At 43.2% G+C, this 13,957-nt stretch carries 11 protein-coding genes; 6 read left to right on the top strand and 5 right to left on the bottom strand.

The features are described from left to right. Window positions 1-43: 43 nt before the first annotated feature. Both BLP92_RS13065 and BLP92_RS13070 read right to left on the bottom strand, forming a co-directional pair. Window positions 44-1,060: an iron-hydroxamate ABC transporter substrate-binding protein gene (locus BLP92_RS13065; protein WP_244516848.1), complete on the bottom strand. Its 1,017-nt coding sequence runs from the start codon at window positions 1,058-1,060 to the stop codon at window positions 44-46. Then, window positions 1,014-1,856 (bottom strand): ABC transporter ATP-binding protein, encoded by an 843-nt coding sequence (locus BLP92_RS13070; RefSeq protein ID WP_090843409.1) that lies wholly within the window; start codon window positions 1,854-1,856, stop codon window positions 1,014-1,016. The genes BLP92_RS13065 and BLP92_RS13070 overlap by 47 nt, the downstream gene beginning before the upstream one ends. A 217-nt stretch (window positions 1,857-2,073) precedes the next feature. On the opposite strand from BLP92_RS13070, the gene BLP92_RS13075 reads away from it, so the two are divergent. Further along, window positions 2,074-3,117, top strand: a complete 1,044-nt coding sequence (locus BLP92_RS13075) for an NAD(P)/FAD-dependent oxidoreductase (protein WP_090843410.1) — start codon at window positions 2,074-2,076, stop codon at window positions 3,115-3,117. A gap of 6 nt (window positions 3,118-3,123) precedes the next feature. Here BLP92_RS13075 and BLP92_RS13080 read toward each other — a convergent pair whose 3' ends face one another. Further along, window positions 3,124-4,317, bottom strand: coding sequence for a cation:proton antiporter (locus BLP92_RS13080; RefSeq protein ID WP_090843411.1), 1,194 nt, complete (start codon window positions 4,315-4,317; stop codon window positions 3,124-3,126). A gap of 261 nt (window positions 4,318-4,578) precedes the next feature. On the opposite strand from BLP92_RS13080, the gene BLP92_RS13085 reads away from it, so the two are divergent. Next, window positions 4,579-6,534: an aconitate hydratase gene (locus tag BLP92_RS13085; RefSeq protein ID WP_090843412.1), complete on the top strand. Its 1,956-nt coding sequence runs from the start codon at window positions 4,579-4,581 to the stop codon at window positions 6,532-6,534. 695 nt (window positions 6,535-7,229) lie between these two features. On the opposite strand, the gene BLP92_RS13090 is transcribed toward BLP92_RS13085, so the two are convergent. Beyond that, complete coding sequence (locus BLP92_RS13090) at window positions 7,230-8,636, bottom strand: sodium/glutamate symporter (protein ID WP_090843413.1); 1,407 nt, start codon at window positions 8,634-8,636, stop codon at window positions 7,230-7,232. Window positions 8,637-9,148: 512 nt separating this feature from the next. Between BLP92_RS13090 and BLP92_RS13095 the strand changes: the two genes are divergently transcribed. After that, entirely contained in the window at window positions 9,149-9,430 is a 282-nt protein-coding gene (locus BLP92_RS13095; protein WP_090843414.1) for a hypothetical protein, read from the top strand. Window positions 9,431-9,710: 280 nt separating this feature from the next. Further along, window positions 9,711-10,442 carry a hypothetical protein gene (locus tag BLP92_RS13100; protein ID WP_090843415.1) on the top strand — a complete coding sequence of 244 codons (732 nt, stop codon included), beginning with the start codon at window positions 9,711-9,713 and terminating at the stop codon, window positions 10,440-10,442. Between the two features lie 86 nt (window positions 10,443-10,528). On the opposite strand, the gene BLP92_RS13105 is transcribed toward BLP92_RS13100, so the two are convergent. Continuing rightward, on the bottom strand, window positions 10,529-10,924 hold the full coding sequence (locus tag BLP92_RS13105) for a thioredoxin domain-containing protein (RefSeq protein WP_090843416.1): 396 nt from the start codon (window positions 10,922-10,924) through the stop codon (window positions 10,529-10,531). Between the two features lie 246 nt (window positions 10,925-11,170). Between BLP92_RS13105 and BLP92_RS13110 the strand changes: the two genes are divergently transcribed. Together BLP92_RS13110 and pepF are read left to right on the top strand one after the other, a co-directional pair. Beyond that, on the top strand, window positions 11,171-11,830 hold the full coding sequence (locus BLP92_RS13110) for a lytic transglycosylase domain-containing protein (protein ID WP_090843417.1): 660 nt from the start codon (window positions 11,171-11,173) through the stop codon (window positions 11,828-11,830). A 188-nt stretch (window positions 11,831-12,018) separates the two neighbouring features. Continuing rightward, window positions 12,019-13,821 (top strand): oligoendopeptidase F, encoded by a 1,803-nt coding sequence (gene pepF, locus BLP92_RS13115; protein ID WP_090843418.1) that lies wholly within the window; start codon window positions 12,019-12,021, stop codon window positions 13,819-13,821. Window positions 13,822-13,957: the final 136 nt, after the last annotated feature.

Genomic DNA, 13,957 nt, shown 5'->3' on the forward strand with positions numbered 1-13,957 from the left:
TGTCGAGGAGAAAGCAGACAGCTTTTCGTATTTAAAACAGAATTTATTTTAGGAATTCTTCTTCAAAAACATCCAGCTGATACTCAAGTGTCACAGGGTCATTGAAGTAAAAGGACATGGCATCTACTTCAATTACATTTCCTTCAGCTACCGCAGGAATATTTTGATATGTTTCTGTTTCCTGGAAAGAATTATCCGTATCTGCTACTTTACTGAACACCATGTAGTCTCCCGCAAATTCAGGAAGTACTTCTGCAGATAGTGCATAGTAACCTTCTTCCAAAGCCATTTCTTCTACCTTCTCCGGCATGCCAATTTCCATTTCCTGATAAAGAATTTCTGTGCCGCGTCCCCAGTTATCGCCGAAAACATACAGCTGCTTATCGAAGTTTTCAAATACAGAAATCGTTGCATCTTCGCCGATTTCCGCTTTAATTTCTTCACCTAAAGCAGACGCTTCTTCGCGGAAATCGTTTACCCAAGCAGAGGCTTCTTCTTCTTTGTTCAGGACTTTTCCTATTTCAATATGCTGCTCCAGATAATCAACGGCACCGTATTCAAAAGTAACTACCGGTGCAATTTCTTCCAGCTGTTCAACATTATTAATATTATTCAGGCCGAGAATAAGGTCGGGCTCAAGTTCGATTAATTTTTCAAGGCTTTCATCCGTTACTTCTTCTACACCTTCGAGCTGTTCTTCAAATTGCGGGTTATTCATGCTCCATGAGTCTACACCGACGAGTGGTACATCAAGCGCCATCACGTTCCCTGCAAAAGTTGATAATACAGCTACGCGCTGAGGATCAGCAGGAACTTCTACCGGGCCATTTTCAGATTCATAAACAATGGTATCAGAGCTGCTTTCATTTTCTTCGGCATTAGCATCTTCATTATTGGACGCAGCTTCTTCATTCGTATTTTCATCGGCTGCATTGTTTACGTTTACGCTGTTATTGTCTGCAGTTCCATTATTATCTGCAGCATTGCTGCCGGAATCGCCGCATGCTGTCATGCTAAGCGCGAGCAGCGATAGAGTAGTAACCATGATCGTACGTTTCATTTTCATTCTCCTCTTTAAGTAAGTGATATGTCATGCACATTGGGCACCCTGTGCGCGGGTCTTTTCCTATAAGTGCTTCTATATTAAAAACATGGCGCAGAACATCTGCTTCTATCACAGTGTCACTTGTTCCTGTTTTTACTACTTTTCCTTTTTTCATTGCGATCAGAAAATCTGAGAATCGTGCAGCCTGGTTTAGGTCGTGGAGCACCATAACAATCGTACGGTTTTCTTCTTTATTAAGTTTCTCCAGAAGTTCCAGTACTTCAAGCTGGTGAGCCATATCTAAGTAAGTAGTAGGTTCATCAAGAAAAATTAATTCTGTATCCTGTGCAAGCGCCATAGCAATCCATACACGCTGCCGCTGGCCTCCGGACAAGCCATCAACCAATTGGTCTTTAAATTCGCTCGTTCCAGTCACTTCCATGGCCCAGTCTATTCTTTCCCGGTCCAATCTGGAAAGACGCCCAAAAGCACGCTGATGCGGAAATCTGCCGTAGGAAACAAGCTCGTAAGCAGTTAACCCATTTGCCCCCTGCTGTGTTTGTGGAAGAATTGCCATCTGCCTGGCTAATTCTTTGGAAGGCATCTCATGGACAGCTCTGCCGTCAATTGTAATGCTTCCTTTATGAACGGGCAGAAGCCGGGTGCAGGCTTTCAGTAAAGTAGACTTGCCACAGCCATTCGGTCCGATGATGGTAGTGATCTGCCCATCTGGTATCTGTACAGAAAGATTTTCTATGATAGGGGTATCCCCGTAGCTTACGTCAATAGAAGCTGCTTGAATTCTGCTCATTTTCCTACCGCCTTTCAAATTAATTGAAAAAACAATTGATAATGATTCTCAGTTTCAGTTACAATGAATATCATAAGACGAATGAGAACGGTTGTCAACTGGATTTCGGGAAAAACATTCTTTTAAATATGAAGGAATTATACCTGACGAATTGAGAATTAACGGCACTGTCAAGAGTGTCCCAGTATAATCTGAAGCAATGAAGGGATGATTGGAAATGACAATAAAAGACGTAACCGTAATTGGTGGAGGCCCGGCTGGTCTATATGCTGCATTTTACAGCGGTGTAAGAGGGCTGCAGACAAGAATCGTTGAATCACAGGCAGAACTCGGCGGTAAAGTTCGTCTTTACCCTGAAAAGATGATATGGGATGTCGGAGGGGTGCCGCCGGTTACTGGAGAAGGATTCAGAAAAAATTTAATTGCCCAGGGCCTTACCTTCGATCCTGAAGTAATGCTTCAAACGACTGTGGAAGATATTAAAAAAAGAGAAGATGGCATATTTGAAGTGATTACGGCAGAAGGAGAAAGCCTGCTGTCACGCAGCGTGGTAATCGCAGCAGGGGGAGGAATTATTACTCCGCAGCGGCTGGAAGTGGAGGGAGCCGAACGTTTTGAAATTACGAACCTTCACTACACTGTGCAGTCTTTAAAGACATTTAAAGATAAAACAGTTCTTATCTCCGGTGGAGGGAACGCAGCAATCGACTGGGCAAACGAACTGGAAGGTATTGCGAAAAATGTTATTCTCAGCTGCCGGAATGAAACACTGAAGGCGCATGAATCTGAAGTGGAAAAATTAATGTGCTCCACGATAGACTGTCAATTTCTTACCTCTATTCAGAGACTGATTGCAGATGAGGAAGGAACGCTGATAAAGCAGGTAGAATTAAAGTGCGGAGAGGAAGCAGGCAAGATAATGGAAGTGGATCACGTACTCGTTAACCACGGATATGAACGGGAACTTGCATTTCTTAAGGAAAGTTCTCTCGGCCTGGAAATGTCGGAGCATCAGAGAATTACTGCCGATGCAAATGGTAAAACGAATATACCGGGTATTTTCACTGCGGGGGATGTGATGGACCATGAGGGTAAATTAAATCTGCTTGCCGGCGCGTTTCAGGATGCAGCAAACGCTGTAAATGCAGTGAAAACATATCTCGAACCGGATGCAAATGCAAAAGCTATGGTATCCTCTCATAATGAGATTTTTGCAGCGAGAAATAAGCAGCTGAAAAAGCAGGCTGCTCTCTCTCACTGAGAATAATCATTTTCTCTCCATATATTTTGCGACCGGATGGATGGCAAAACTTTGCACCAGGAGAGAAAGAATAATGATACTGAAACTGATTGCTACTATTACTTCACTTGCGGATCCGCCAGCTTCCTGTACTTTTAAGATGAGGTAGACGGAAATAGCTCCCTTCACACCGGAAATACTTATAAGAAATCGTTCTTTGCGGGAAGAGGAGTGCTTGGAAGGTGCAAGCATAAGGACTCCTTCTACAGTAGCCCACCGCAGCACCACCATATAGATAAACAGGATTCCTGCAAGTACCCAGTAGCTGTGAAGTAAAGACGGAGCAGCAAGAATACCGATAAAGAGAAAAAGAAGTGACAGAATCGACAGCTCCAGGATTTCCCAGAATCCATCCAGGGCCTCTCGAAAATGCGCTTCTTTTTTACTTTGATAAAAAGTGTGTGAAAGCACCAGGCCGGCTGTCACTACAGCCAGGACTCCTGAGACGTGCACAGCCTCCGCCAGGAGAAACACAGCATAGGCCAGGACAATGCTCAGCATAATTTGATAGCTCTGTTCATGGGTGAAATGAACTGCCTGGCTAAAAAGCCACCCGCCTATGAACCCGATTGCAACACCGCCGAGAGAGACGAAGAGCAGTTCCGTCCCTGCTTCGAGAAACCCGGGAGGCTGCTGCTGGGTATACCAGCTGAGAATAAGTGTAAAAGCAACGATGCTCGTCCCATCATTTATCATAGACTCCCCCTCTACCACAGAGGTGACGAGCTCATCATTTAAATCAGCGGAAAGAATATTCACTACAGAAACAGGGTCTGTGGGAGTAAGAATTGCCGCAATTAAAATGGCCGCCGCAAAACTTAGGGAAATAAAAAATCCTGCAGTGGCATAAATAGCGATGCCAGTCAGCAGTATTGCAGCTGCAATACCGAAAGTGCTGAGACAAATAATCATACTTTTATACCGATTCAGCATGGAAGTTGGAAATTGATAGGCACTTACAAATAATAATGCAGGCAGCATCACATGATATATAAATTCTTCAGAAATCGCGAGCTGAGAAAATACCGGTATCACCGATAAAGCCAGGCCAATAAGTACGAGAACTGGAGGAGCAGGAAATGCTTCTTTTTTTTGATCGAGTGTATAAACTAAGTAGCCGATGAATAATAAAATGAGATATGGATATACTTCCTGCAGCATAGAAATCCTCCTTTGAAAAGATATCACTTACATAGTAATACCTTTTATAGAAAAAAATAAAGCAAGAGAAATTTCCCTGGATCATGCACGCTGAATTTTCAAGTTTATTATAATTTACCAGCTGCAGCTGATGAAACCTGTTTTGTCACTGCTTATCTGAACGGATCTTTATAAAGAAGAAACAGACTTAATTTCGCATGTTTTGACTTTACTTTTCTAAGGAATAGTAAAAGACAATAACTTTTGAAGGAGGCCGAAAAGATGGGATTAAACGTAACACAAAAAATTATTAAAGATCATCTGGTCACTGGCGAAATGAATCCTGGAGAAGAAATCGGGCTAAAGATTGATCAAACACTGACGCAGGATGCTACTGGGACGATGGTAATGCTTGAACTGGAAGCGATGGGTGTCGAACGTGCGCAGACAGAGGCATCCGCACAGTATGTGGATCATAATATGATCCAGGCAGACAGCAGAAACCCGGACGATCACTTGTTTCTGGAGAGCGCGGCGAAGAAATTCGGGCTGCACTTCAGTGCTGCCGGCAACGGCGTCAGTCATCCTGTTCATATGCAGCGCCTGGCTAAGCCCGGGCAGACATTATTAGGTTCAGACAGCCATACATGTGCAAATGGATGTATGGGCATGCTTGCGATGGGAGCAGGAGGCATTGATGTAGCACAGGCGATTGCAGGGGAACCCTTTAATGTAAAGATGCCGAAAGTATGGGGGATTTACTTAACTGGAAATTTACCTGACTGGGTAAGTGCAAAAGATGTCATCCTGGAACTGCTGCGCCGGCATGATGTTAAAGGCGGTGTAGGAACGGTAATGGAATACTATGGTCCAGGCCTTGAAAATCTCAGTGCAATGGACCGGCACGTGATCGCAAATATGGGAGCAGAGCTTGGTGCTACAGGAACCGTTTTTCCATCTGATGAAGAAATTAAACGGTTTCTGAAAAGTCAAAAGCGCGAAGAAGACTGGATTGAACTGAAAGCGGATGAAGATGCAGTTTATGATTTCGAAGAAACTGTGAATCTCTCTGAATTGGAGCCTTTAATCGCAAAACCTTCCAGTCCCGGCAACGTAGTGCCTGTGACAGAAGTGGAAGGAGAGGAAATATATCAATCTTATATTGGTTCCTCAGCGAATCCGGGGTATCGTGACTTTGCAGTAGCAGCAGAAATTGTAAAAGGGAAAGCAATTGCTGCCGGTACTTCATTTGATATTAACCCAACCTCAAGACAGATGCTTGCAGATCTAGTGGCAGATGGACATGTAGCCAGTCTGCTCGCTGCTGGAGGAAGACTGCACCAGGCAGGCTGTAACGGCTGTATTGGTATGGGGCAGGCGCCTGCTACCGGAAGGAACAGCCTTCGTACGACGCCGCGTAACTTTCCCGGCAGGTCCGGAACGAAAGAAGACAGTGTTTTCCTGTGCAGTCCTGAAACTGCAGCAGCTTCTGCGTTAACAGGAAAAATTACAGATCCGCGTACTTTGGAAATGCCTTATCCGAAAGTGAAAGATCCTGATGAGCCAAAGCTGGACTTTAAGCTTCTTACAGATCCTCTGCCACTCGAAGAAGCTAAAAAGATAGAACTGCAGCGCGGACCAAATATTGCAGCGATTCCAGAAATGGAAAAGCTGCCTGATGAATTAAAAGTTCCGGTAATCTTAAAGCTGGGAGATAATGTGTCTACTGATGACATTCTTGCCGGCGGATCCCGTGTACTTCCTTTCCGCAGTAATCTGCCGGAAATCAGTAAGTTTTCTTTTGAAATGCTGGATGAAACATATTATGACCGGACAAAAGAAATGGAATATGAGCAGGGGCATGCAATTATCGGCGGGGTAAACTATGGCCAGGGTTCCAGCCGGGAACATGCAGCACTTGCTCCGAGGTTTCTGGGGCTGCGTATAGTCATCGTTAAGGACTTCGCAAGGATTCATTGGCAGAACCTTGTAAACTTTGGTGTTTTACCTCTTACTTTTAAAAATGAAGCAGACTACGATGATTTACAGCTGGGTGATGTTATCGAAGTAACAGATATCAGAAATTCACTCGAAAAAGGAAATGATATTCCAGCTTATATTGCAAAGAAAGATAAAAAGATGGAACTGGAACACGCTTTATCGAAACGCCAGGTGGAAGTTCTCGTTGAAGGGGGACTCATCAACTGGATTAAAGAAGGAAAGAAAAAATTACAGTAAATAGTCTATTGAATAAAGAAAGCAGAGAGCAAAAGGCTCTCTGCTTTTCAGGCTGTGGAATAAGTTTTTTTCTGTATAAATATGTGCTGCTATGCTTTTGTCTCCGAAGGTTCGCTTTCCGAAGGGAACCCTCTCCGCGAACCTGCCTTCTTAAAAGAGGAGTATGGCTTCACGCAGCCAAATTACTGAAAAGCAAAGAGCTCTTTCCAGTAATATCAAGATCATTGGCTGGTTTCGCGCATGCTTACTATATCTTCCTAGTAAGAAGACCTGGGAAGATATAAGAATCGTTCAAATCCTCCAGGTATCGACTCTTCTGCCACTGCAGTATGATTAAGGGAGGCAATGGTTTTATACGAAACCGCAGAGCTACGAACACTTTTTCTTCGGAAATAACTTTTCTCCATAGCGCCCGGCGGTGACGCCAGTGGGATTAAGCGCAGTCTGAAGATCCTTTGTAATGCCGGCAGGCATTGCAAATAGCTGAAGACTAGCCCCACGGCAAGCTTCCGCCGGAAAGCGGAGGAGAACCTATACACAGCAAATCATAAAAATACAAAAGTTCTTACTTTATAAACACGCTGGAAAGCAGAGAGCAAGAGGCTCTCTGCTTTTTGTCTACTTTTATTTTAATGATATGGCCCTGCCTATTATCCGGGCAGGAGCTTTAAACAAAACAGCGCACAGCAGCTTGTTTACTTTTTCCCGAAATAGAAGATACCGAAGATCAGCCAGAAAAGCGTCATCAGTACAGATCCAATTAAGAAAGGTACCGCACCAAACTGAAAGATTAAGGGCATTGCCGCAGCTGTAACCAGGCCACCGCCCACGAAAGGCTCAAACAAAATTTGTTTATATCCGAAACCTTCCATCGCTGGAGATTCGTTGTTCGGGTCTGCTACTTTCATCAGCAATAAACCGGTTGCCGCAATACCTGTTGCCTGCCCAAAGTCACCTAAGCCCCTTTCAAACCAATAGGTGGGTATCATTTTGGGAGCCAGGATAAGAAAAGCAAAAACGTTCCATACAATACCTACCGCTGCCAGCAGTAAGAATGCAGCCAGATTATCTCCGATAACTGCAATGGAAATGGTAGCCAGCGCACTGACAATCAAAATATCCAGCGATAAGCCGCCAATACGGTTAATAGTTTTCCGGTCAATTACTTTAAACCGGTCATACCGGTCAGAAAACAGCTGCACGATAATCCCCCCGATCATAGCAAGCGGAAACAGCGGAACATATTCGAATAGATAAACATCGGTTGCTGCACCGTAGGTTACTTCTTCCAGCCATACGAGCGCTTCCAGCAGCAAGAAACCTATCCCTATCGCAAGTCCAACGTAAGCCAGATGGAGAGAAAATGGATCTACAGACTCCGGCCGGGTAGTCATATCAGCACTCGCATCTCTGTTATGCAGCTCAACAATACCGCTTCTCCCCTGATCAGATAAAGAAGCTTTACCCCCGACGAATTTTGCAGTGCCCCTGCGTGCCCCTATGTTAATTAAAATAATACCGATAATAACACCGCTTAAAATACCAATCGTAGCAAGCCCCACGGAAAGATCATAGCCTTCTGCAAAACCGAGATCATTAAAAGTGTCTCCTAATCCGGCTGCAGTACCGTGTCCCCCGACAAAACTTATTTCAATAAGCGCCCCTGCCAATGGATTAGTACCGAAAAAGGGAGTAAGTATGAGAATAACAAGCAGCAGCCCAAAGACATACTGCCCAAAGGAAACCATCTGCCCCATAGCAAGCTGCGGTCCTCCAATAATCCACACTTTTTTTAAGCTGGGAAGAGTAGTTCCCAGAAATAAAGAAGCGAATACGATATTAATAAATAATCCAGGGAGAGCTGCCCATACCTCTATAATAAAATCAGGCAGCAGCCCCTGTGCCAATGGATGATCTGGTGCAAAAGCAGCAACAATACTGCCAAGTACTTCCGGTCCTACCAATAAAGCAATCATTCCTGCAATAATTGAAGAAGGTAAAAATAATTTCTGCAGCAATCTGGAGTAAACACGAATCCATTTTCCGATGATGATAAATACACCTAAAATAACAAATGCCAGGCCTACTTCATTAGGGCTCATAAGATTGTTTCTCCTCTCTTAGAAAGTAAATACTGTTAATATCAACCAAATACCCTTTCCTTCAAGAAATTCTCCCAAAATATACTATAATAATGTGTAAAAAATTAGTGGGGTTGAGGCAATTTCATAATAAAAAATCAGATAATTTAAAACGAACAATAGAGGGTCCCTTCGTTATAGACGGATGCTTTCCCGAGGGCTTGTCTTCAGCTAAATAGGACGATAAAAACCTTCGTCCTATTGGATCTTCAGACAGCGCTGATCCTCCGGGAGTCACCGTCTGTTACTACGGAATACCTATTAAAAACGAACATTAAATGTTTATTGTCAATGAACGTTCGTCAATTCTCCTTGAAAATGTAATTATGAAATTGGCTCGGGTTATATAAACAAAGTCCTCCTGCCAATTGCGCCGCAAAATAAAGTCTGGCAGAGGAAGCAAGGCTGTTAAAAAAGTGATTAGCACTCGGCAGAGTCGAAGCCTTAACTGATGCCACGATGAAGTACAATCAATGACGAACGCTGCTGCAGAAGCACACTCACGTGTGATAGAAGTAAAGAAGGGGAACATACTTAAGAAAAGCGCAGAAATTATAGACGGGGGGATTTCGAAAATGAATTATTTCCGCTGGCTTTGGATGATATCAGGAGTGCTGACACTTGGAGCAGGAATAGCCGCTGTGATAAATGAGGATGCTTTTTTTGGCACTCTCGTAGTAATTGGAGTTTTATGCACAGCAATTTCCTTTTATTTAGATCGGAGTATTACTAAAGGAAAAGAAACAAATAAATGATTATTCAACTTTGAAAGTGGGCTGCAGGAATTTATCAAGCTGTCTACAAAGAGGGATGTACAGCGACATACAGTAAGATAATGGGAATAAAATTATTTTAGAAACAGTAGGAATTCTCATAGATTTTCAGCAAAAATTTATATGGAATTAACAAACCTTAGTAACTGTATATATTGCATTTCATACTTTTTTACATTTTTTTAGATTTTAAATGGATTTTTTCACCCAATTTTATGTCTATAATTATAGTGGAAAAATAATTCAGAAAAGGGTGTATTAAATGAAAAAATCAGCTTTAACAATTGCAGCACTGGCTGTCGTGCCAATGGCGCTGGCAGCCTGCTCTCCCGAAAATGAAGAAAATAACAATACCGGAGAAAACGTCAACGAGCAGAACGAAAACGCTGCTGAAGAAAATGCAGCTAACACAGAAGATACGAACGCTGAGAATGAGAACAGCAATGAGGAAGAAGCGGGGGGAGAAGCAGAAGACCTGGCTGCTGAATACGATCTTGAACTCACAACCGAAGAGGGAGATGGAAGTGCTCCGGAAATTTCCCAGGAAGAATTGGAAGAAGTATTCATGATGATATCCAATCTGCAGGAAGGGGCAGTCCTCCCGTTTGAAGAATCTCCACAGGCAGGTGAAATTGAAGAATCAGGGGAAGCAGAGGGGCATTATCTTATTCCCGGAACAGAAGAAAGCAGTGCTGATCCAAGGATGACGGTAAGTTTCTCTTATGAAATGGGAGGAGATCTGGAAGACGAATCCCGTGTACCGTCCTTTGAAGGAGTAGACAATGCAGAAACGAATTTTGAAGGTCCGGACTATCTGACCTGGAATGAATCCAGTGTAGAAACTGAAATCACACGAGCAGACACAGCAGTTGAATTTACTGCAGCAGGTGAATGGATGCTGGAAGCAGAATATGAAGGTGAAACTATCACACTGAATGAGCCGAGCGAATGGATCGCTGAGTACGGAGCAAGCACACTTGCCGGGATAGAATAAATGATAATAAGGAGAGTCAGAAGATAATTCTTCTGTCTCTCCTTATTTTTTGGGGGAAGCTCTGTATATGAAGTCTTTAGGCGCAGTTATACACCGGTATCGCTCGCCTGACGGGTGAACCTCATTAAATTCCCCTGCAGCATTTGCAGCAGTTCGCTGGTATCATTGACATCATCAATATGCATCACTACTTCTCCAGCTTCAAATAAAATAAGGCATGGGAGTGACTCAGCTTCAAAATGTAACGGGACCTCCGGATGGTCTGAAGCTGCAACTACATGCGTTTTCAGCAGCTTGGAGGAGCTGATATCAATAAGCGCATTGAAATATGGATGGTTGTTTTCGTCTTCAGTTTCTTCTATAAGTACAATAGCATGAAGTGAATCTTCATTTGTAAGTTCTGGAATAATTTCATATATATCTGCTGACTTACAGCCGAAGGAAACAGCTGCTAAAAAAATTAGAAGTATTAAAATTCTCATGTGTCTCAACCTTTCCACGTTCTCTCTAATGTCTATCATAAGATGAAAAAGATAAAAATATGCAAAAGTTACCTAATAATAATATAATTGTCATATTTCTGATAAATACAAAGATTTCTTTCATCAGTATGTAACATGATAACCGTCTTTAACGTATAAGTTATCGTACAGCAATTCATTTGTTAATATGGAAAAGAACTATAAATCCAACACTTTAAAAATAAGCAGACAAAAAGAGGGGAATTAATGAAAAAGTTAATATACATGAGCAGTGGCGTAACCTTCGTACTTGCAATCGCAGCAATTTTTTTCGTGCTGCTGTATGCAATGTCCGTATACACTTCTGATAATGAAGTAGAAGAAGAGCTCCCTGTAGAGGAGGAAAGAGAAATATATATTGCACAGGAGGAGGTGCCGCAGGAATTTATTGATGTATACCAGGAAGCGGAAGCAGAATATGATGTTCCCTGGGAGCTCCTTGCTGCCCTTCACCGGGTGGAAACAATATTTTCTACCATGGATCCCCTTATAAGTCCGGCAGGTGCGGAGGGACATCTCCAGTTTATGCCCTGCACCTGGACTGGATGGGGGCATCCGACCTGTGGAGAGTTAGGATTGGGAGACATTCCGGAAGAAGAAAAAACAGACCCGGAAGCAATTGAGCGATACGGCGGATACGGTGTGGATGCTTCGGGAAGCGGAGAAGCAGATCCTTTTGATATAGAAGATGCTGTTTTCAGTGCGGCAAATTATCTTGCACTTGCCGGTGCAGCTGATGGAGATCTCGAAGGGGCTGTCTATGATTACAATCGAGCAGACTGGTATGTGGAAGATGTGCTCGCTTATATGAGAGCTTACGAAGCTGGGTATGAATTATTTGATCTGGAAGAAAGACAGGAAGGATAAAAGATAGCTCAGCCTGCCTAAAGAAATTCTTTCGGGAAAGACCATAAATTATTAAAATAAAGGCTCTGTTAACGATCCGTGTTAATAGGTGGAGCCTTCGCTTTTCATGAGTACAAAATTGCTTTATACTGATAAATAGTTTCGTAAGTCGAAATATTCGAAATTATTTTAAAGGAGGAAGGCAGCACATGGTAAAAGAAACCTTACATCGGAATCAAATTCCTGAAGAAGAAACCTGGAACTTAAAGGATTTATTTGAAAGTGAGGCAATATGGAAAAGTGAAGTGGAAGCAGTGCCGAAAGCACTTGAAAAAGTCACTGTTTATAAGAATAGAGTGGGTGAAAGTGCAACTGACCTGCTGAACTGCCTGGAAGCATGGGATTCTCTTTATACACAGCTTGTACGTGTAGCAACCTATGCAAGCTTAAAAGAATCATCCGATGGCGGAGATCCGGAAAATCAGTCCAATTCATCAAAAATAAACAGTCTGGCTGCCGAGGTAAAAGCGAAAACCTCCTTTATAAAATCAGAAATTTTAGCATTAGATGAAAGCACCCTCCAATCCTTCCTGAACGAAGAACCTGCATTGGAAGATTTTCATAAAACACTGGCAGATTTGTTTGAACAAAAGCCGTATCAACTTTCTGCAGAGGCGGAAAATATTCTTGCTTCGTTCAGTGAAATTCATGAGGCCCCATTTATGATCTATGAACGCAGTAAAACTTCGGATATGCGTTTTCCTTCCTTTACTACCAGTGACGGAAAAACACATCCGCTGACGTTTAACACTTTTGATAAATATGAGGGAGATACAAGCGCAGAGGTTCGCCGCGAAGCATATAAAACTTTCACGGAGACTCTTCGTTCCTACCAAAGTACATATGCTGCAACTTATGCGACAGAAGTAAGAAAGCAGGTAATCGAGTCACGTCTGAGAGGTTACGGTTCTGTCACCGAAATGCTGCTGCTTGAGCAGCAGGTTTCAGAAGATATGTATCACCGCCAGCTTGACACTATCCAGGAAGAGCTTGCCCCTCATATGCGTCGCTTTGCTGCGCTGAAGCAGCGGGTATTAGGTCTGGAGCAGATGACGTATGCAGATTTAAAAGCACCGTTAGATCCTGATTTTGATCCGGAAATGACTTACGAAGAAGCAGGAGAGCTTGTACTGGAGTCCCTGCAGGTAATGGGACCGGAATATATGGATTTTATGAAAAAAGCACTTGATGAACGCTGGGTGGACCGTGCAAACAATCATGGGAAACGCTCGGGAGCTTTTTGTTCAAGCCCTTACGGTGTGCATCCCTACATTCTGCTTACCTGGAATAATTCCATGCGGGATGCGTTTACCCTCGCGCATGAATTAGGACATGCCGGCCACTTTAGCCTTGCAGGACGCTATCAGCGCATTTCCAATACACGCCCTTCACTGTACTTTATTGAAGCGCCGTCAACGATGAATGAAATGCTCCTCAGCCAGCATATTCTAAAAAAATCGAATGATGTTCGTATGAGGCGCTGGGTTATTTTACAGTCCCTCGGCACTTATTATCACAATTTTGTCACCCACATACTCGAAGGGGAACTCCAGCGTCGTGTGTATAAGCATGCGGATCAGGATACACCGATCACAGCCAGCTTATTGAATAAGGAGAAGCATGATGTAATTTCATCGTTCTGGGGAGATGCGGTAGAAGTAGATGAAGGTGCAGGACTTACCTGGATGAAGCAGCCGCATTATTATATGGGATTATACCCTTATACTTATTCTGCAGGTCTTACAGCTTCCACAGCAGCCGCCCAGATTTTTCAGGAAAAAGGACAGCCTGCAGTGGAGAATTGGATCGCCGCATTAAAAGCGGGAGGTACGAAAAAACCGCTTGAGTTAATGCAGCTGGCAGGGGTCGATATGACAACGAAAGAACCAATACAGAAAGCAGTCGCATATGTGGGATCTTTAGTTGACGAACTAGAAAAAAGCTTCCGCTGAAAATAAAATTACTGCCCCTTCATGAGATGAAAATTTATTGGAGGGGCTTTTTATAATTTAAGGCTGCCTTGAAAACAGCTTTTTATTAGAAGGTATGTCAAGATGCTCCCCTCCCGGCAAGCCCTTGGGGAAGCCT

Origin of the sequence: Alkalicoccus daliensis (genome assembly GCF_900103955.1) — a bacterium.
GTDB classification, from domain to species: Bacteria; Bacillota; Bacilli; order Bacillales; family Salisediminibacteriaceae; genus Alkalicoccus; species Alkalicoccus daliensis.

Coding starts and splice junctions, on each gene's coding strand:
- BLP92_RS13065 (WP_244516848.1), bottom strand. CDS start 1,060: ATGAAACGTACGATCATGGTTACTACTCTATCGCTGCTCGCGCTTAGC.
- BLP92_RS13070 (WP_090843409.1), bottom strand. CDS start 1,856: ATGAGCAGAATTCAAGCAGCTTCTATTGACGTAAGCTACGGGGATACC.
- BLP92_RS13075 (WP_090843410.1), top strand. CDS start 2,074: ATGACAATAAAAGACGTAACCGTAATTGGTGGAGGCCCGGCTGGTCTA.
- BLP92_RS13080 (WP_090843411.1), bottom strand. CDS start 4,317: ATGCTGCAGGAAGTATATCCATATCTCATTTTATTATTCATCGGCTAC.
- BLP92_RS13085 (WP_090843412.1), top strand. CDS start 4,579: ATGGGATTAAACGTAACACAAAAAATTATTAAAGATCATCTGGTCACT.
- BLP92_RS13090 (WP_090843413.1), bottom strand. CDS start 8,636: ATGAGCCCTAATGAAGTAGGCCTGGCATTTGTTATTTTAGGTGTATTT.
- BLP92_RS13095 (WP_090843414.1), top strand. CDS start 9,149: ATGACGAACGCTGCTGCAGAAGCACACTCACGTGTGATAGAAGTAAAG.
- BLP92_RS13100 (WP_090843415.1), top strand. CDS start 9,711: ATGAAAAAATCAGCTTTAACAATTGCAGCACTGGCTGTCGTGCCAATG.
- BLP92_RS13105 (WP_090843416.1), bottom strand. CDS start 10,924: ATGAGAATTTTAATACTTCTAATTTTTTTAGCAGCTGTTTCCTTCGGC.
- BLP92_RS13110 (WP_090843417.1), top strand. CDS start 11,171: ATGAAAAAGTTAATATACATGAGCAGTGGCGTAACCTTCGTACTTGCA.
- pepF (WP_090843418.1), top strand. CDS start 12,019: ATGGTAAAAGAAACCTTACATCGGAATCAAATTCCTGAAGAAGAAACC.